The sequence below is a fragment of the Vibrio parahaemolyticus genome, assembly GCF_900460535.1.
Lineage (GTDB): Bacteria > Pseudomonadota > Gammaproteobacteria > Enterobacterales > Vibrionaceae > Vibrio > Vibrio parahaemolyticus.
Map to the genome: position 1 here is coordinate 3,034,105 of NZ_UHIL01000001.1, position 17,705 is coordinate 3,051,809.

The following is a 17,705-nucleotide window of genomic DNA, read 5'->3' on the forward strand; positions in this document are numbered from 1 at the left end:
ATTGTTATACTTTTTTGTATAGCATAATGCAATTAAAGCTCAGTGATCGACTTTTCCCGTCAATAGCCCTACTATTCATCGCGAGATCAACGACCAAGAAACGCGCGCTGCGCAAAGTGAACAAAAACCCTATGATTACCTTCTCTGATATTCAGTTACTGCGTGGCGGTAAACCTCTTTTAGACCAAGCATCGGCAACCATTCACCCAGGTGACAAAGTGGGTCTGGTTGGCAAAAACGGCTGTGGTAAATCGACCTTATTTGCTCTACTGAAAGATGAACTGTCGATTGACGCGGGCTCGTTCAGCCAACCTCAGCATTGGGAATTGGCGTGGGTAGCGCAGGAAACACCTGCTTTAGAACGCAGCGCACTGGAATACGTCATTGATGGTGATCGCGAATACCGCGGTCTTGAGCAACAGCTAGCGGTTGCAGAAGAAAAAGACAACGGTACGCTGGTGGCAGAAATTCACGGCAAGATCGAAACCATTGGCGGCTATAGCATCCGTGCCCGTGCGGCAGAACTGCTTGACGGCCTTGGCTTTAGCCAAGAACAGATGAGCTGGAACTTAACTCAGTTCTCTGGTGGTTGGCGTATGCGCCTTAACTTAGCTCAAGCACTATTGTGTCGTTCCGATCTACTACTGCTCGACGAACCAACCAACCACTTGGATTTGGACGCCGTAATGTGGTTAGAGCGCTGGCTGCAAAACTACCCTGGCACGCTGATCTTGATCTCGCACGACCGAGATTTCCTAGATCCGATCGTTGGTCGCATCATCCATATCGAAAACCAACAGCTGAACGAATACACGGGCAACTACTCGTCATTCGAAAATCAACGTGCGCAAAAAATGATGCTGCAACAAGCGATGTTCGAGAAACAACAAAAGCAAATGTCGCACATGCAAAGCTACATCGACCGCTTCCGCTACAAAGCATCGAAAGCGCGCCAAGCGCAAAGTCGAATCAAAGCGCTAGAACGCATGGAAAAAGTCTTGCCCGCGCAGTTCGATAACCCATTCAGCTTTGAATTCCGCCAACCAGCTGCGCTGCCAAATCCAATAATGATGATGGACGACGTATCGGCAGGTTACGGCGACAACCTAATTTTAGAAAAGATTCGTCTGAACTTAGTACCGGGCAGCCGTATTGGTTTGCTTGGCCGCAACGGCGCAGGTAAATCGACCTTAATCAAACTGCTTTCAGGTGAACTTAAAGCGCAAGGCGGCGATCTCACCTATTCGCAAGGCGTAAAGATCGGCTACTTTGCTCAGCACCAGTTGGAGACGTTGCACCCAGAAGAAACGCCACTGCAGCACATGATGCAGATTGCACCGGATCAAACAGAGCAGCAACTGCGCGATTACCTAGGTAGTTTTGGTTTCCAAGGCGACAAAGCGCTAGAAAAAGTCGCACCGTTCTCTGGTGGTGAAAAGGCACGCTTGGTGCTGGCGTTGATCGTGTGGCAAAAACCAAACTTATTGCTACTCGACGAACCAACCAACCACCTAGACTTAGACATGCGCCAAGCGTTAACCATGGCTCTGCAAACGTTCGAAGGTGCGATGGTGATTGTTTCACACGACCGCTACTTACTGCGCGCAACCACCGATGATTTGTACTTAGTGCATGATCGCCAAGTTGCGCCATTCGATGGTGACTTAAACGACTACTACAAATGGTTGACCGAACAACAAAAAGCCGAGCGAAAAGAAGCACAAGCGTCGCAACCAGTTAAAGATACCGCAAACAGTGCCGCTGCGAAGAAAGAGCAAAAACGTCGCGAAGCGGAATTTCGTAAACTGACGGCGCCAATTCGCAAAACCCTGACACAATTAGAAAATAAAATGGATAAGTTAGGTGTAGCACTGGCAGAGGCTGAAGAACAATTGGCGGATAACTCACTGTATGAAGCCGAAAATAAAGCTAAACTAAATGAAGTGCTGGCCCTTCAAGCTTCGAGCAAATCAGAACTTGAAGAAGTGGAAATGGAATGGATGTCTGCTCAGGAAGAACTGGAGCAGATGGAGCTAGAGTTTAACCAATGACAAACAAACACGCGGAATACACTCTTACCCTAGAACACCTTTGGCAGTTCAGCCTGCAGTTTTATGGCGTGCGAGAAGTAAAAGAAGCGTGTTTATCATTGCAAAACAATTACCACGGTAACGTGAATCTATTACTGCTGCTCCGTTGGCTCGACGAGCAGCAGCTTATCTTCCAAGAGAAAGACTGGCACTTAGTCCAAAGCTGTCTTGGCCGTAGTGAAACGCTGCTGCACTCTTTTCGCGACCTGCGACGTCATCTAAAATCCCAAGTGAACGATGCGTTATATCGAGAAAGCCTGCAGTTTGAACTGCAACTCGAAAAGCAACAACAAGCCGATTTGGTCGACTGTATTAACTCACTTACACTGATTAAAAACGATGGCGATCCACTCACGCTCAGATACTGTCGTCAGCTTGGTGGAGAGCATTTGCAACAAGCCTTTGCTATCCCTGTGCCAAACATTCACCCACCAAAACACTCATAACGCTGTAGAATACCTATAATCTTTATAAAGGATTATATTAATAAGTTCTTCAACTGACATGAAGGACCATATAAGAGCAGTTAGGTATGACACAATTTTTCGCAGCCGCCGGGATCAAGAACCCGCACCTTCAGACCCTTTTACCGCGCTTTATTCGTAAAAAAGCGCTGTTTACGCCTATTTGGCAGACGCTGGATACCGACGATGGCGACTTCCTCGATCTCGCTTGGAGTGAAGATCCCACCAAAGAACCCGCGCAGAACAAACCCATCTTCGTTTTGTTTCATGGCTTGGAAGGATGCTTCTACAGCCCGTATGCAAACGGCCTGATGAATGCGTTTGCGAAATCTGGTTGGTTATCGGTGATGATGCATTTTCGTGGCTGTAGCGGCAAACCGAACAAAAAAGCTCGCGCATACCATTCAGGAGAAGTAACGGACGCTCGCTTCTTTTTGGAACACCTCCATCTGCGCTTTCCAAACAATCCAAAAGTCGCCGTCGGCATCTCCCTTGGGGGCAATATGCTGGCGAACTACTTAGCCCAATACAAAGATGACCCGATTTTAAAAGCGGCCACCATCGTCTCTGCACCACTGGATTTGGCGGCTTGTGCCAATCGAATTGAGCAGGGCTTTTCCAAAGTGTATCGCCGTTACCTACTCTCTTCGCTCAAAAGGAATGCTCTACAAAAACATCATTTACTGCATGGCGAATTGGCGCTGTCGTACAACTCCATCAAGCGCGTCACTCGTCTGTACGAATTTGATGACTTGATCACTGCACCTCTGCATGGTTTTAAGGATGCACAAGATTATTACGATCAATGCTCAGGATTGAGCAAGTTACAGCAGATCACCTTGCCAACTTTGATCATCCACGCCAAAGACGACCCGTTCATGACCGAAGAGGTGATCCCCAAATTTGTTCTGCCAGATAACATTGATTACCGTCTGTTTGAGCACGGCGGACACGTTGGTTTTCTGACTGGTACTGCATTAAAACCAAAGTTCTGGTTAGAGGAAGCCCTGCCCGCGTACTACGAAAGTGTCGCGGCAGAGTACCTTTCAGCTGTATCCAAACCGCGAACACAGTAAACTAGCCTTTCATCATAAAAGTTTGAGGTATTTATGATCATTCCTTGGCAAGACATCGCGCCAGAAACACTGGAAAATCTAATTCGTGAGTTCGTGCTACGCGAAGGCACCGACTATGGCGCGGTTGAAATTTCACTGCAAAACAAAATCGATCAAGTGAAGACGCAACTAGAAAAAGGTGAAGCCGTCATCGTGTTCTCAGAACTGCATGAAACGGTTGATATTCAACTCAAAGCAAAGTTTTAGCACGTTCACATTTTTACCGTATCCCACTCGATGACAAGTCGTTGTTACATGCTATAGTGGGTTATCGACCGTGCAGCGGTTCGCTGCTGCACTTTACAGGTACGTAATTTTCGACAAGGTTTGTCATGTCAGCTAAACACCCAATCATTGCGGTTACTGGTTCATCCGGTGCCGGCACAACCACGACGTCTGAAGCATTCCGCAAGATGTTCAATATGATGAACATCAGGCCGGCATGGGTGGAAGGAGACAGCTTCCATCGCTTTACTCGCCCTGAAATGGACATCGAAATTCGCAAAGCCCGCGAGCAAGGCCGACATATCAGTTACTTTGGTCCGCAAGCGAATGACTTCCCGGGATTAGAAGAGTTTTTCCGTAAGTTCGGTCATGACGGCACTGGCAGCGTGCGCCGTTATCTGCATACGTTTGACGAAGCAGTTCCCTACAATCAAATGCCAGGCACATTTACACCATGGCAAGACTTACCTGAAAACAGCGACGTGCTGTTTTATGAAGGGCTGCATGGTGGTGTGGTTGATGGCGATGTTAATGTTGCTCAGCATGTGGACTTCTTAATTGGCATGGTGCCAATTGTAAACTTAGAGTGGATCCAAAAATTCGTGCGCGACACTCGCGATCGCGGCCATTCGCGTGAAGCGGTGATGGACTCAATCGTGCGCTCAATGGACGATTACCTCAATTACATCACTCCGCAGTTTTCTCGTACTCACATCAACTTTCAACGCGTCCCAACCGTCGATACCTCCAACCCGCTTAACGCCAAAGGCATTCCGAGTTTAGATGAAAGCTTTGTGGTGATTCGTCTGCGTGGCATTAAGAATGTCGACTTCCCATATCTGCTGGCCATGATTGATGGCTCATTTATGTCGCGCCACAACACCATTGTTGTGCCAGGCGGCAAAATGAGCTTTGCAATGGAGCTCATAGTTAGGCCTATCCTACAACAGCTGATTGAAACAGGAAAAATTGGCTAAAAACGTAGCGGGCTAGATGTTTACTTTTCATACCGTGATCATGTGCACAGTTTTGCTTACAAAATCTCAATCATGGCACGATTAAAATCAAGAAATCGTTTTCGAAAAAGGATACTATTTCTTACCGAAACACAAGAGAGCTTGCAGCATATAAAAAGTGCTCTTATTCTAGTAAGCCTAATTCAGGCTTAGCTAAAATATGGATAGCGCAAGCGTACCCTGCAGAGGAAGTGAGATATTATGGTTCTAGGTAAACCTCAAACCGACCCAACATTAGAGTGGTTTCTTTCACACTGTCATATTCATAAGTACCCATCAAAGAGCACGCTAATTCACGCAGGTGAAAAAGCTGAAACGTTGTACTACATCGTTAAAGGCTCTGTTGCGGTTCTTATCAAGGACGAAGAAGGTAAGGAAATGATTCTTTCTTACCTAAACCAAGGTGACTTTATTGGTGAACTTGGTCTATTCGAAGAAGACCAAGAGCGTACAGCTTGGGTTCGCGCTAAATCTCCTTGTGAAGTTGCTGAAATTTCTTTCAAGAAATTCCGTCAGCTTATCCAAGTAAACCCAGACATCCTAATGCGTCTTTCTGCGCAGATGGCTCGTCGTCTTCAAGTAACTAGCCAAAAAGTGGGTGACCTAGCGTTCCTAGACGTAACTGGTCGTATCGCTCAGACGCTTCTGAACCTTGCTAAACAACCAGATGCGATGACTCACCCAGACGGCATGCAAATCAAGATCACTCGTCAAGAAATCGGTCAAATCGTTGGCTGTTCTCGTGAGACAGTAGGTCGTATCTTGAAGATGCTAGAAGAGCAGAACCTAATCTCTGCGCACGGTAAAACTATCGTTGTTTACGGTACTCGTTAATCTCAATTTAGAGTGACACGAACAAAATTATAAAAGCCACCAATGGCGACATTGGTGGCTTTTTATTTACCTTGTTATTTACCTTGCAACTCAGTCAAACCCTAGGTCGCAAGAGGCTAACAAACAACAACGTTAGCCCGAGGTATTCCATGGCGTTTAGCCATTAGTACTTTCAAAAATTTTGTCTGCTGATGCTGCAACAAAGCCTGGATACAACTCGCCATTCTCCATTGGGTAACGTTTAGCAAACTCGTAAAAGCCACCTGGGATAATTTCCGAACCTTCTTCGAAGGTCACTGGCACTTTGTCTGCCATCGTCGACGATTGCTCAAGCAACACGTCTGGTGAGCCTTTCACCTCACCGCCCGACTCATTGATCACAAACCCTGCCTGACGAAGATGGTCGTTAACCTGTTTGACTTCATCGTGTTGATTCAGCTGATTCACACTCACCGTAAAGTGATTAGCACCATAACCGTGCGCGGCCAGCCAAGACGCATACTCGCTCTCTTTAGCCAACGTTTGGTAATCAGCAAAGCTTAGATCCCATAAGCGACCGCCATGCAGAAATGCACTGCCCGACAGTTTTTCAGCATCCACTTGCGCAACCAGTTTCGCCACAATATCTTGCAGCTCTGGCGAACACTCTTCGACTTTCAGCTCACTGATGAAGACTTTAGGCTGATTCGGATCTGGGTGCTCATAATGTTTTGCGACCAGTTTTTTGCTCTCAAATACGTAGTCCCCACACGCTTTATAGCCAGCAGCTAAAAACGGTTTCGCCAATGTCTCGATACCTAGCGGTTCAACATTGAAAGTGCGTAAAGCAATATGATCATTAATCAGAGCCTCATCTTCTTGTAGAAGCTGATGCACCTTAGCAGCAGAAGGACAAAGACGTTGGATGTAGTCTTGCCATAGCGATTCAAATAACACATCGGGCGTCATAACGACTCCTTGTTACGAGATGTAGGATTAAGATAAGAGTGTGGTCGCTCGTTCACAGCCCAAAAGCTGTCCAGAATAATGAACGAGCAACCATCAACCTGTGACGGTAAATGTCAGTCAGTCAGTCAAACACGCTTTTTGAGTCTGTGCTCACTTGCCGTGTAATGCCAACGCGTACTACCCAAACCTAAATGATGCGTCAGCACATTGGGCCACGATGCATGGTCGTGACCCTGTTATTGTTGAAACTTAAAGCGTCACGCCAGGGCTCAATGTCGCAGGTAATTCCGTCTCCTGCCCTTCCATGGATGCCATAGGGTAAGCACAGTAATCCGCCGCGTAGTACGCGCTTGGACGAAGGTTGCCTGATGCACCTGGGCCACCAAACGGTGCGTCACCACTTGCGCCCGTCAATTGACGGTTGCGGTTTACGATGCCTGCGCGAATGTGGTCAACAAAGTATTCCCATTCTTGATCGTCTGTTGATACAAGACCTGCCGACAGGCCAAAGCGCGTGTCATTCGCCAGCTCTACGGCTTTATCCAAACCTTCATAGCGCACGACTTGCAGCAGCGGTCCGAAGTATTCTTCATCTGGCAACTCGGCAATGTTAGTCACATCGATGATGCCAGGAGAAACAAACGCCGCCTCTCCTGCTTTCGCTTCAATCAAGCTTTCACCGCCTAGAGATTGCAGGTTTGCTTGCGCATCAAGTATGAACTTCGCCGCAGCCACAGAGATTTGTGGGCCCATAAATGGCGCAGGTTCTGCGAATGGTTGATCCATGCGAATGTTTTTCGTCGCTTCCACCAGCTTAGTGATCAGAGCATCCCCTTTCTCACCAAACGGCACGTATAAACGACGAGCACAAGTACAACGTTGACCAGCACTGATGAATGCCGATTGGATGATGGTGTACACCGTTGCATCCAAATCACCGTAGTTATCAGAGATGACCATCGGGTTGTTGCCGCCCATTTCTAGCGCTAACATCTTGCCTGGTTGACCTGCAAACTGACGATGCAGAATGTGACCCGTGTTCGCACTGCCCGTAAACAGAATGCCATCAATACCTTTCGCATCAGCCAACGCAATACCGGTTTCCTTCGCACCTTGAACAAGGTTGATCACGCCTTTTGGCAAACCCGCTTCTTCCCACAATTTCATAGCTAGCTCGCCAGTCCAAGGCGTTTGCTCAGATGGTTTGAACACAACTGTGTTCCCCGCTAGCAAGGCAGGAACGATGTGGCCATTCGGTAAGTGACCAGGGAAATTATATGGCCCAAACACCGCCATTACGCCAAGAGGGCGATGTCGCAATACAATCTGGTTGCCCGCAGCTTCGCGAGTCGCTTCACCAGTACGGTCATGGTAGGCACGAATAGAAATAGCGATTTTTCCAGCCATTGCAGCCGCTTCTGTGCGCGTTTCCCAAATTGGTTTACCCGTTTCTTTCGCGATCACTTCGGCAATTTTTTCACTGTTTTCTTTCACTTTTTCAGCAAAAGCCAACACAATTGCTTCGCGTTCAGCGAATGGACGTTTTTTCCATTCGACGAACGCAGCACGCGCTGCAGCAACGGCTTGGTCTACTTGTTCCGCCGTTGCACCGTTACCGCGCCAAATTACTTCTTGGTTGTACGGCGACAGAGACACAAACTCTTCACCCTGACCTTGTACCCATTCACCTGCAATCCAATGTGTCATTGTTACTATCCTTAAATTCTGTCGTCTGTTACTGCGGTAGAAGGCGAACGAAATCCCCTTCCTTCACCAAGAGCGCATCAGCTAATTCAGGCGCTAACACAACGCTTTGCGTTTCTGCGTCGTACGCGGCTTTTGCTGCAGCGGCACGGAAGTTCTCGAATGACGAGTTACACATCAAGAAGTCTTGAGTGCTGGTATGCGCTGAGATTTTGACTTGAGCACGGAATGAATGACGTACCGATTCGATATTGCGTAAGTCACATTCAACCGTTGGACCGCCATCGAAGATGTCGACGTAGCCACGGTTGGTAAATCCTTCACGCTCTAGCAGCTTCAGCGCTGGGCGCGTGTTGTCATGCACTTGACCAATCACCGCTTGTGCTTCTGGGCTCAATAGGTTGATGTAAATTGGCAGCTTTGGCATCAAGTCAGCGATAAAGCCTTTCTTGCCGATGCCGGTAAGATAATCTGCAAGTGTGAAATCAATAGAGAAGAAATGCTCTTGTAACCATTGCCAAAATGGAGAATTACCATTCGCATCAGAGACGCCACGCATCTCGGCAAAGATGGTTTTAGAGAAACGCTCTGGGTGCTCCGCCATCATAAGAAAGCGGCACTTAGACATCAGACGGCCATTTAGGCCCTGGCGATATTTTTCGCGTAGGAACAGCGTACAAATCTCACTGTTCCCCGTGTAGTTGTTGCCAAATGTCAGTAGTTTAACGACGTTATTTACGCCGAGTTTTGGCGAAGAGTGAACCACTTTACTGATGTGATATGAGTAGAACGGTACGTCCCAGCCAATAGATGCTTCGATTCCGGTGGTACCCGCAACCTCACCCGATTCAGAGTCAAAACCCACCATTAGGTAGCCTTCGTCACCGGGCTCGGTCACGTCGGGCTTACCAAAGCTGTACTCCGAGTGTTTGATTCGATTGGTTAACAGTTCTTCGTTAACCGGTAGAGATGTAAATCCGTGACCAGACTCCACCGCACAGGTGTGCAGCGCGTCATAATCCGACATCGCGATAGGGCGAACTACTAGCATCAATACTCCCTCCAGATGCAAGAAGATCCTAACTATATTGTAGGAACAATTCCCCCATCAGAGATCCTTGACGGGGGTGTCTGCGTTGACGTTTAAACTGATATCGCGCTTAAACTAAAGTCGCGATAGCTTTATCCAGTTTCGCCAAGCCTTCTTCAATTTCTTGTTGTGTGATAACGAGTGATGGTGTGAAACGCACGACATTGGCACCCGCAACCAATACCAATAGACCTTGTTTACCTGCAGCAACCAGCACATCACGTGCACGGCCTTGCCACTCTTCATTCAGCGCAGCGCCTAGCAATAGACCTTTGCCACGAACTTCAGAGAATAGGTTGTACTTCGCATTGATCTTTTCTAGACCTGCGCGGAACAGCGCTTCGCGCTCTAAAACACCAGCAAGCACTTCTGGTTTTGTCACTTCGTTAACGACCGCTTCTGCCACTGCACATGCCAATGGGTTACCACCGTATGTTGAACCGTGAGTGCCCACTTTCAGATGCTCAGCCAGTTTTGCTGTTGTTAGCATTGCACCGATAGGGAAACCACCACCCAGTGATTTCGCTGTGCTTAGAATGTCTGGCGTGATGCCTAGACCTTGGTAAGCATAGAAATGACCAGTACGTCCGTTACCCGTTTGAACTTCATCAAAGATAAGTAGCGCGTTGTGCTTGTCACACAGTTCACGTACTGCTTGGGCAAATTCCGGAGTTGGTGGGACGATACCGCCTTCACCTTGTAGCGGCTCCATCATAACCGCACATGTGCGATCTGACATGTGTGCTTGAAGTGCTTCGATATCGTTGTATGGTAAATGCGTAACATCGCCTGGCTTAGGACCAAAACCGTCTGAGTAAGCCGCTTGACCGCCAACCGTCACAGTAAAGAATGTACGACCGTGGAAACCTTGTTTAAATGCGATGATTTCTGATTTTTCAGGGCCATGAACATCTGCCGCGTAACGGCGTGCTAATTTCAGTGCCGCTTCGTTTGCTTCTGCGCCCGAGTTAGCAAAGAATACGCGCTCAGCAAAGCTCACTTCAGTTAGCTTTTTCGCAAGGCGAAGTGCCGGCTCGTTAGTCATCACGTTACTTAGATGCCACAGCTTGTTGCCTTGCTCAGTCAACGCATCAACCATTACTGGATGACAATGACCCAAGCAGCTCACTGCAATACCACCAGCAAAGTCGATGTACTCGTTATCGTCCTGATCCCAAATACGTGAGCCTTTGCCTCTTACAGGGATCATTTCCATCGGGTTATAGCAAGGTACCATCACCTCATCGAATAAACCGCGCTCTACTTTAATTTCCGTTGTCATTGCACATTCCTTCTTGATACCGCATGCGTAGCAGATAAGCGAATTTAACCGGCCATCGTTGCCAGCAAATAATGTTTTGCATTTAAGCTATTGCGGCATTGTATTTACATTTAATTAACCATTTCAATAGTGATTTATTCTTTTCGTATTGCTGCGCAACTGCCATTAATCACTACTTATGAGTATTTATGCATCAAGAAAGTAAAATAGAGAAGTGAATTTTTATAAAAGTTATGTAATACAGGGGTTAGACGAGTCAAAATGACGTGCATAAGCAGACCATCAACCATGAAACGCATAGTTTTGCATTCCACTTACACCGTCAAAAAGATGAACAATTTGTTAAGAAAAGTGATCGAGATCAGATCGCTCTACGTGCAAGAAAGTTGGCTAACAGCTCATGTCCTTGCTCAGTTTTGATTGATTCTGGATGAAACTGCACAGCATCAATAGGCAGGGTTTTGTGCTGATATCCCATAATTTCGTCCATGCTTCCATCAGGCAGTTCCGTCCAAGCGGTCAATTCAAACACATCGGGTAACGTGCCGTTTTTCACCACAAGAGAATGGTAGCGGGTTACCGTAAGTGGGTTATTTAGATTTTTAAACACACTGCGACCCGTGTGGCGGATAGGCGATGTTTTACCATGCATGACTTGTCTCGCACGCACAACTTCACCACCGAACACTTGCGCAATGGCTTGATGGCCAAGGCACACCCCCAAAATAGGAAGCTTACCGGCAAAATGTTCTATCGCTTGCAGGGAAATACCCGCTTCGTTTGGCGTACAAGGCCCAGGGGAAATCACCAAATGGGTTGGATTGAGGGCTTCGATACCTTGAATGTCGATTTCGTCATTGCGCACGACCTTTACGTGAGCACCAAGCTCGCAAAAGTATTGGTAAAGGTTGTAAGTGAAAGAATCGTAGTTATCGATGATCAACAACATAACGTGTCGGCTGCTCCAATCCGTTTTGGCAAGGCTTAGGGATCAATTGTCTGGTTTACCACAATTGAGGGCGGTATTTTGCAACACCCAATTAGAAAGGCAAGTCTTTGCGCAATAAAAAGGCCAGCATCGGCTGGCCTTTGAGTTTTACAGCTATGTTTTTAGGAAAGGAGTGGCTTAACGGCGGCGGCGGAACAAGCCAAGTCCAAGCATTGCTAGCAGTGCACCAAACCCAAACGAACCACCATCAGAGTCTTTCGAATCTGTGGTGCCCGTTTCAGGTTGAGTCATAGAGACTGCACGAGCAGAGCTAAACTTAACGACGTTGCCAGTCGAGTCTGTCACTTTCTCTTCCAGTTGGTAGTTACCTTGCTCTGGCGCCTGTTCAAACTCAACATTCACGCTGCGCGCTTTAATGTCCGTTTGATCTAAAGTCTTGCTCGCTGAGTAAGCTTTCGCATCACTACTTACAGCGGCAGCTTGAGTCGCGACGGTTAAGCTAACAGTCACGATGTCACCTGCAACCGCGTTTGGTGGTAAACGTACATCTACCGCTAAGTTTTCACCCGCTTTCGGTAAATCGATGTCCGTATCAGGTAAATCAATCGCGATGATCACAGGATCGTGGTCAGATGCCGAGAACGCATCTTTGTATTTCGGCATATCACCTGTGTATTTGCTGCCGTACTCAAACAAGTTACTTTCTAGTGAGTTAATGTGCCAATCTTCAATCGCTACCACTTTTTGCGCCAAGCTGTTGCTTGCCAAGGCGTGGTCTAAATTGCCCAGCTCACCAGAATAGGTGTACGAGAACGTGTCTGTGCCATGCAGCAAGGTATTAAGGTTGTTCAGGCCGTAACCTTGTTTGATTTGCGTTTGCTCAACTTGCAACTCACCACCGTTGATTGTGGTGTAACCCGCCGTGTAAATATCACGTCCGTATTTCTCTTTCGAGTAATCAGTCAGTGTCAGTAGTGGATCTTCCATGCCATACGCATTGAGATCCCCCATCAGCAACACATCGCCTTTCACGTCTTTCAACGCTTCACCCACTGCGTGCGCAGCAGAAACACGGAAGTTGTTACAGTTACCTTGCAGATCCGCAGGCTCCGAGTCTTCTACGCCGGCAATCCACTCTTCAATACATTCAGAACCTTTCGATTTGAAGTGGTTAACGACGATAGAAAGATCTTCACCGCTCTCTTGTACCGTGAAGGTTTGCAACAAGCTGTGGCGTTGGTATTTGTCGTACGCAGGGTTGCTCTCAGCACCATCTTTACGGGTAATGGTGTTTTCGGCAATGTGCTGCTCTGGCGTGAAGATCACTTTCGCCGCTTCTTTTGGCGTGACCACTTTCGCGCGGTACAAGATAGCAACCATGATCGCATCACTTCCGAAGTACTCTTCTTGGTACTTGTCTTTATCTGCGATTTCAACGTAAGTGTAATGATCGTCTGCGTCATCGATTTCTGCATTCAATGCATCCACCAAGTTTTGCACAGCACTGCCATCACCGAAGCCGTTATTTTCCACTTCCATCAAACCAATGATGTCAGCATCCATCTTATTCATCGCAGACACGATCTTCGCTTGTTGGATCAAGAACTCATCGTGATTCGTCGCGCCACGGTTTTGGCCTGTCGGGTTGTTGTTTCCGCTGTCTGCAACCGAAGTGAAGTAGTTAAGCACGTTAAAGCTTGCAACGCGTAAATCCGACTCTGCGATAGCTGGCGCCGCTTTACGCTCTACATCAAAACCATCACCCGCAGCCACAAAGTTAGTGTTGTTTACATCGTTCGTCGCGATCAGACGGTATTCGTTGTAGCTGTAATTCACTACGCCCTGTAAACCTTCAACGCGCGAACCTAAGCGAATGTGCTGTTCAGATGAACCGTCTTGATCCAAATCTTGACCAAACTCAGGGTAGTAAGGAATTTTGCCGTTCGGTGCTTTGGCATCAGATTCTAGGAAAACTCGATTCTCTGCATTTTGTTTTGCTAGCGCGACCGCTTCTGCACTGTCTGCTGCGTGAAGCTGAGTTGGCTTAAAGAGCGGAGCTTGGTGCGACAACATCATGTTGTTACGTTTTGAATCGTAATCGTAAGAGAAGTTGCGAGTAACAAACAAATCACTGGCTGAGTTCAGCGTCACTTGCATCCCTTCATGGCGCTCTAACGCATCACGCAGAGTTTCGCCTTCTTTGATCACAAGCGGCGTCACCAATGGAATGTCTGACGTGCCAGTTTTTACATAGCTGGTTGCGTCAGAAGAAAGCTGAGTATTGCTGTAGTACTCCTGAACCTTACCTTTCACACAAACTACGTCACCAGGCTTTAGCTCGGTATCTGCGGCGTTCGTATGAATAAATAGACCTTCTGACGTCTTATCGTTGTTATCGTTCTCGATAGCTTGCAGGTAGAAGCCTTTCGTCAAACCGCTAGTAACAGCGCTCACGACACCAGTAACAAAATGCTCTTCTGTCGTAATGTATGGGTAACCATCGATAAATGGCGAAGAAGCACCTTCACCTTGAATGTCTTGAATGGATGTGAACGTTGGCGCGTGTCCATCCACTTCACACACAAATGCTGCAGGTGGCTCAGCTGCATTCAGCTCGCCCAAGCCATCAATGTTGTCTTTTGCTAACGTTGTCCATTGAGAAGATTGGAAAGTCGCAGAAGGCGTCAGTGCGTCACCGTTACGTACCAAAGTGGCGTCTTTGCCAAATGCTACACCCCCCATCACGCCGACCATGTCGTGAACTTCACCATCTTTTAATAGTGCGAGAGGATCGTCACCATTAAAGTTCGCCACGTTTTTATCGGTCTGGTCAGCCACTGCTTTAATCGCATCGCTGGCATCGCCATGGGCAAGAACAAACACCTGCTTCGCTTGCAACGTTACTTGGCTCAAATCGATCTTGCTGCCCCAAGTGCCACCACCATTAGATGATTTCGCTAGCTCATAACCTGTTAGCGTGACTGCGGCATCACCGGTATTCGCGATCTCGACCGCTTTATTATACGAGCCACCTTCTACGTACTGGGAAATGATAATTTCTGCATTCGCGTTAGCGCTAAGCGCACTAGCGATGGTTAATGCAAGTATTGAGGGTTTGATTAACGTGTCCATTGTCGTACCTGATATTTATTTAAATGCAAACTAAGCTCCGATCAGAGCCTACCATTTGTGTCTACTATCAGGTTTATTTATGAAATAAATAAGAAAGAGCAGTAAAAACCGTGAAATAAATCACATGTGAATCTATAAAAATATGCCAAAACAGCGTATTCAAACATATTTTGTAATAAATACAGTTAAGTAGTGCAGCAGGAAAGCAAAATTAGACTAATTGCTCAGTTTATTTTTCCGTTCCATGTTATGGAATACATCAATGCTTTCTTGGTACACCAAACTATTATTTCGAGCGCTTTCATGCTTCATTAAATATAATTAATTACTAATTTAGTAATATTGCTACTTTGGTTTCTTTCAGGCTCTCGCTTGTTATTTACTCCCCCGCTTTGCGCACTCGCCATTTACACTTCAAATTTTTATTAATCAAAAATGATAAATTCCGATAACACAGTGGAGAAAAACATACGCAAGCGTTATAAAACCAACGCGAGACAATAAGATCTCATCCATCATCTATCGTGGACAAATCAATGAAAACAATTCAACGTATTGGGCTAGCTCTCTCCGCGTTTGGGCTTATGACAGGTTGTCAGCTAACATCTTCTGAACCGCTTTACCCAACCGCTAATCAAAAAACTATCCAATCAGCAAAATATGAGTTCAAGGGAATGGAAGAGTTTGAAGTCAGTGACGATGGTGTCATTTCTTTTCGTGCCCGCCCGCCTGGACCAGACTATTACTGGGAGCCATATAAAATCAAACAGTTAAGTTACGAGATATCCTGTGTTTTCCTCACTAATTATGTGGATCGTGGGATGGTGGTGAAATCGTCGTTTTTAGGCGCTCGTGGCCGCGTTGAGTACTATGATATGGAGCGCTGTATGGACAACACGCCCTTTGAGTAATTTTCTCAGCACATAAAAAAGCTCCACCGAAGTGGAGCTTTTTGGGTATTGGATTACTTGAGATTACGGACGAGCCACAAAACCGACAGCTTCGTATGCTTTTTTCAGTGTTTCCGCCGCACGAGCCGATGCTTTCTCCGCGCCTTGCTTCATCACTTCATCCATAAACGCGCGATCTGCGCGAATACGACGGTATTCTTCTTGAATTGGCTCAAGCATCGCAACAACCGCTTCACCCACGTCTTTCTTGAATGGGCCGTACATTTCAACGCCTTTGTATTTCGCTTCAATCTCTTCAAAGCTCATGCCTGTCGCTGCAGAGTAAAGACCCATTAGGTTAGCAATACCCGCTTTGTTTTCAACATCATGGCGAATGCTTGGTGGCGTTTCGGTATCCGTTTGCGCTTTGTTGATCTTCTTGATGATCGATTTCGGCTCTTCAAGCAGCGTGATAACGTTCTTACGGTTATCATCAGACTTCGACATTTTCTTCGTCGCATCTTGAAGGCTCATTACGCGCGCGTTAACCGTTGGAATATATGGCTCAGGTACCGTAAAGATTGGGCTTTCTGGCGAGTAAATGTTGTTGAAACGCGTTGCGATATCACGCGCTAATTCTAGGTGCTGCTTCTGGTCGCTACCTACTGGCACTTGGTGTGCGCCGTAAAGCAGGATGTCGGCCGCCATTAGCACTGGGTAATCAAACAGACCCACGTTTACGTCGTTCGCGTAACGTGCAGACTTGTCTTTAAACTGAGTCATACGGCTCAGTTCACCCATTTGAGTGTAACAGTTAAGAAGCCAACCAAGTTGAGCATGCTCTGGTACGTGTGACTGAACAAATAGCGTGCTCTTCTTCGGATCAACACCAACTGCCAGACAGATCGCCAATGCGTCTAGAGTCGCTTCATGTAGGGCTTTAGGATCTTGGCGAACCGTAACCGCGTGAAGGTCTACAACACAGTATTGGCAATCATAATCGTCTTGCATCTGCTGCCATTGACGTAGAGCACCCAAGTAGTTACCGATACTTAGTTCACCTGACGGTTGAACACCACTCAATACGATGGGTTTGCTCATTAGAATGATTCCTTTGACTTCTTAATCTAATTAAAATGAAAAACCGTGCGGCTTTTAGCGCACGGTTTACTCAGTGTACTCATTAACAAGTATTTTGGAAGCTCTTTTGTTGCCGTTATGCAGAAACGGCTACTACTTCCAATAATTCAGATAAACTGTCTGCGACAAAATCTGGGTTTGAAGCTGAAATAGGCTCACCATGGTTGTAACCGTATGTTAAACCAAACGAAGCACAACCTGCGTTTTTCGCAGCCAGGATGTCATTCTTCGAGTCGCCAACCATCAGCATTTCGCTCGCTTTCACCTGATGTTTTTCCATCAACCAGTTCAGTGCGACTGGATTTGGTTTTTTCTCAGGGAATGCATCACCACCCAATACGTCCACAAAGTATTTTGCGATGCCATGTTGATCTAGAATTTCTGGAACAAACTTCGATGGTTTGTTCGTTACAAGCGCCATCGTAAAGCCTGCCTGATGTAGCTCTTCTAGCGTCTCTTTTACTGTTGGGTAAAGATGGCTCAGCTGATGACCGCTTTGCGCGTAAAAGTCATCAAACAGCTCGCGTCCTTTTGCACGCAGCTCTTCACTAAGATCGCTACTGATGGTCATGCTTTGGCTTAGCGCGCGACCAATCAGGACGTCAGCACCGTTACCTACGTAATCACGTACTTGCTCTTCCGATACTGCAGGGTAACCCAAAGCTTGTACCGCTTGGTCTGCAGCAACGGCCAAATCAGGTACGCTGTCCAACAATGTGCCATCCAGATCGAACGCAATCAGTTTAATATCTTGTTGAGTCATAATTTCCCTAGCTAAAAATAACAAAGGATGGTTTCCCATCCTATGTGTTTGATTCTTCAAGCC

General features: G+C 46.9%; 15 protein-coding genes. 7 read left to right on the top strand and 8 right to left on the bottom strand.

The features are described 5' to 3' along the window. Nucleotides 1–131: 131 nt before the first annotated feature. The 6 genes from DYB02_RS15550 to crp all read left to right on the top strand — a co-directional run bounded on the left by DYB02_RS15550 (nt 132) and on the right by crp (nt 5,744). The gene (locus DYB02_RS15550) at nt 132–2,051 is read left to right on the top strand and encodes an ABC transporter ATP-binding protein (RefSeq protein WP_021449774.1); all 1,920 of its coding nucleotides are present in this window, start codon (nt 132–134) and stop codon (nt 2,049–2,051) included. After that, the gene (locus tag DYB02_RS15555; RefSeq protein ID WP_005458139.1) at nt 2,048–2,536 is read left to right on the top strand and encodes a TIGR02444 family protein; all 489 of its coding nucleotides are present in this window, start codon (nt 2,048–2,050) and stop codon (nt 2,534–2,536) included. The genes DYB02_RS15550 and DYB02_RS15555 overlap by 4 nt, the downstream gene beginning before the upstream one ends. A gap of 86 nt (nt 2,537–2,622) precedes the next feature. Beyond that, on the top strand, nt 2,623–3,630 hold the full coding sequence (locus DYB02_RS15560; RefSeq protein WP_005496534.1) for a hydrolase: 1,008 nt from the start codon (nt 2,623–2,625) through the stop codon (nt 3,628–3,630). Nucleotides 3,631–3,663: 33 nt separating this feature from the next. Next, nucleotides 3,664–3,876: a YheU family protein gene (locus DYB02_RS15565; RefSeq protein WP_005458136.1), complete on the top strand. Its 213-nt coding sequence runs from the start codon at nt 3,664–3,666 to the stop codon at nt 3,874–3,876. A gap of 125 nt (nt 3,877–4,001) precedes the next feature. Further along, nucleotides 4,002–4,871, top strand: a complete 870-nt coding sequence (locus DYB02_RS15570; RefSeq protein ID WP_005458134.1) for a phosphoribulokinase — start codon at nt 4,002–4,004, stop codon at nt 4,869–4,871. A gap of 240 nt (nt 4,872–5,111) precedes the next feature. After that, nucleotides 5,112–5,744, top strand: a complete 633-nt coding sequence (gene crp / locus DYB02_RS15575; RefSeq protein ID WP_005381432.1) for a cAMP-activated global transcriptional regulator CRP — start codon at nt 5,112–5,114, stop codon at nt 5,742–5,744. Nucleotides 5,745–5,900: 156 nt separating this feature from the next. Here the strand turns inward: crp and DYB02_RS15580 are convergent, their stop codons facing one another. The 6 genes from DYB02_RS15580 to DYB02_RS15605 all read right to left on the bottom strand — a co-directional run bounded on the left by DYB02_RS15580 (nt 5,901) and on the right by DYB02_RS15605 (nt 14,849). Beyond that, the gene (locus tag DYB02_RS15580; protein WP_029804600.1) at nt 5,901–6,692 is read right to left on the bottom strand and encodes a DUF1338 domain-containing protein; all 792 of its coding nucleotides are present in this window, start codon (nt 6,690–6,692) and stop codon (nt 5,901–5,903) included. Nucleotides 6,693–6,941: 249 nt separating this feature from the next. Beyond that, nucleotides 6,942–8,399: a succinylglutamate-semialdehyde dehydrogenase gene (gene astD / locus DYB02_RS15585; protein ID WP_005480036.1), complete on the bottom strand. Its 1,458-nt coding sequence runs from the start codon at nt 8,397–8,399 to the stop codon at nt 6,942–6,944. Nucleotides 8,400–8,427: 28 nt separating this feature from the next. Next, nucleotides 8,428–9,447, bottom strand: coding sequence for an arginine N-succinyltransferase (gene astA, locus DYB02_RS15590; RefSeq protein WP_005458129.1), 1,020 nt, complete (start codon nt 9,445–9,447; stop codon nt 8,428–8,430). 109 nt (nt 9,448–9,556) lie between these two features. After that, nucleotides 9,557–10,768 (bottom strand): aspartate aminotransferase family protein, encoded by a 1,212-nt coding sequence (locus DYB02_RS15595; RefSeq protein WP_005458126.1) that lies wholly within the window; start codon nt 10,766–10,768, stop codon nt 9,557–9,559. A 361-nt stretch (nt 10,769–11,129) separates the two neighbouring features. Beyond that, nucleotides 11,130–11,717, bottom strand: coding sequence for an aminodeoxychorismate/anthranilate synthase component II (locus DYB02_RS15600; protein ID WP_021823193.1), 588 nt, complete (start codon nt 11,715–11,717; stop codon nt 11,130–11,132). Nucleotides 11,718–11,894: 177 nt separating this feature from the next. Further along, the gene (locus tag DYB02_RS15605; protein WP_025442319.1) at nt 11,895–14,849 is read right to left on the bottom strand and encodes an ExeM/NucH family extracellular endonuclease; all 2,955 of its coding nucleotides are present in this window, start codon (nt 14,847–14,849) and stop codon (nt 11,895–11,897) included. A gap of 536 nt (nt 14,850–15,385) precedes the next feature. On the opposite strand from DYB02_RS15605, the gene DYB02_RS15625 reads away from it, so the two are divergent. Beyond that, nucleotides 15,386–15,760 carry a hypothetical protein gene (locus DYB02_RS15625; protein ID WP_029804602.1) on the top strand — a complete coding sequence of 125 codons (375 nt, stop codon included), beginning with the start codon at nt 15,386–15,388 and terminating at the stop codon, nt 15,758–15,760. Nucleotides 15,761–15,823: 63 nt separating this feature from the next. On the opposite strand, the gene trpS is transcribed toward DYB02_RS15625, so the two are convergent. Both trpS and DYB02_RS15635 read right to left on the bottom strand, forming a co-directional pair. Continuing rightward, complete coding sequence (gene trpS / locus DYB02_RS15630; protein ID WP_005468382.1) at nt 15,824–16,840, bottom strand: tryptophan--tRNA ligase; 1,017 nt, start codon at nt 16,838–16,840, stop codon at nt 15,824–15,826. A gap of 115 nt (nt 16,841–16,955) precedes the next feature. Continuing rightward, the gene (locus tag DYB02_RS15635) at nt 16,956–17,642 is read right to left on the bottom strand and encodes a phosphoglycolate phosphatase (protein WP_005468384.1); all 687 of its coding nucleotides are present in this window, start codon (nt 17,640–17,642) and stop codon (nt 16,956–16,958) included. Between the last annotated feature and the right edge of the window lie 63 nt (nt 17,643–17,705).

What these genes read in the sequence shown, in the direction of transcription:
- DYB02_RS15595 (WP_005458126.1), bottom strand. Translation starts at nt 10,768, where the DNA reads ATGACAACGGAAATTAAAGTAGAGCGCGGTTTATTCGATGAGGTGATG.
- DYB02_RS15550 (WP_021449774.1), top strand. Translation starts at nt 132, where the DNA reads ATGATTACCTTCTCTGATATTCAGTTACTGCGTGGCGGTAAACCTCTT.
- DYB02_RS15600 (WP_021823193.1), bottom strand. Translation starts at nt 11,717, where the DNA reads ATGTTGTTGATCATCGATAACTACGATTCTTTCACTTACAACCTTTAC.
- DYB02_RS15565 (WP_005458136.1), top strand. Translation starts at nt 3,664, where the DNA reads ATGATCATTCCTTGGCAAGACATCGCGCCAGAAACACTGGAAAATCTA.
- DYB02_RS15560 (WP_005496534.1), top strand. Translation starts at nt 2,623, where the DNA reads ATGACACAATTTTTCGCAGCCGCCGGGATCAAGAACCCGCACCTTCAG.
- DYB02_RS15580 (WP_029804600.1), bottom strand. Translation starts at nt 6,692, where the DNA reads ATGACGCCCGATGTGTTATTTGAATCGCTATGGCAAGACTACATCCAA.
- trpS (WP_005468382.1), bottom strand. Translation starts at nt 16,840, where the DNA reads ATGAGCAAACCCATCGTATTGAGTGGTGTTCAACCGTCAGGTGAACTA.
- DYB02_RS15635 (WP_005468384.1), bottom strand. Translation starts at nt 17,642, where the DNA reads ATGACTCAACAAGATATTAAACTGATTGCGTTCGATCTGGATGGCACA.
- DYB02_RS15605 (WP_025442319.1), bottom strand. Translation starts at nt 14,849, where the DNA reads ATGGACACGTTAATCAAACCCTCAATACTTGCATTAACCATCGCTAGT.
- astD (WP_005480036.1), bottom strand. Translation starts at nt 8,399, where the DNA reads ATGACACATTGGATTGCAGGTGAATGGGTACAAGGTCAGGGTGAAGAG.
- DYB02_RS15555 (WP_005458139.1), top strand. Translation starts at nt 2,048, where the DNA reads ATGACAAACAAACACGCGGAATACACTCTTACCCTAGAACACCTTTGG.
- DYB02_RS15625 (WP_029804602.1), top strand. Translation starts at nt 15,386, where the DNA reads ATGAAAACAATTCAACGTATTGGGCTAGCTCTCTCCGCGTTTGGGCTT.
- crp (WP_005381432.1), top strand. Translation starts at nt 5,112, where the DNA reads ATGGTTCTAGGTAAACCTCAAACCGACCCAACATTAGAGTGGTTTCTT.
- DYB02_RS15570 (WP_005458134.1), top strand. Translation starts at nt 4,002, where the DNA reads ATGTCAGCTAAACACCCAATCATTGCGGTTACTGGTTCATCCGGTGCC.
- astA (WP_005458129.1), bottom strand. Translation starts at nt 9,447, where the DNA reads ATGCTAGTAGTTCGCCCTATCGCGATGTCGGATTATGACGCGCTGCAC.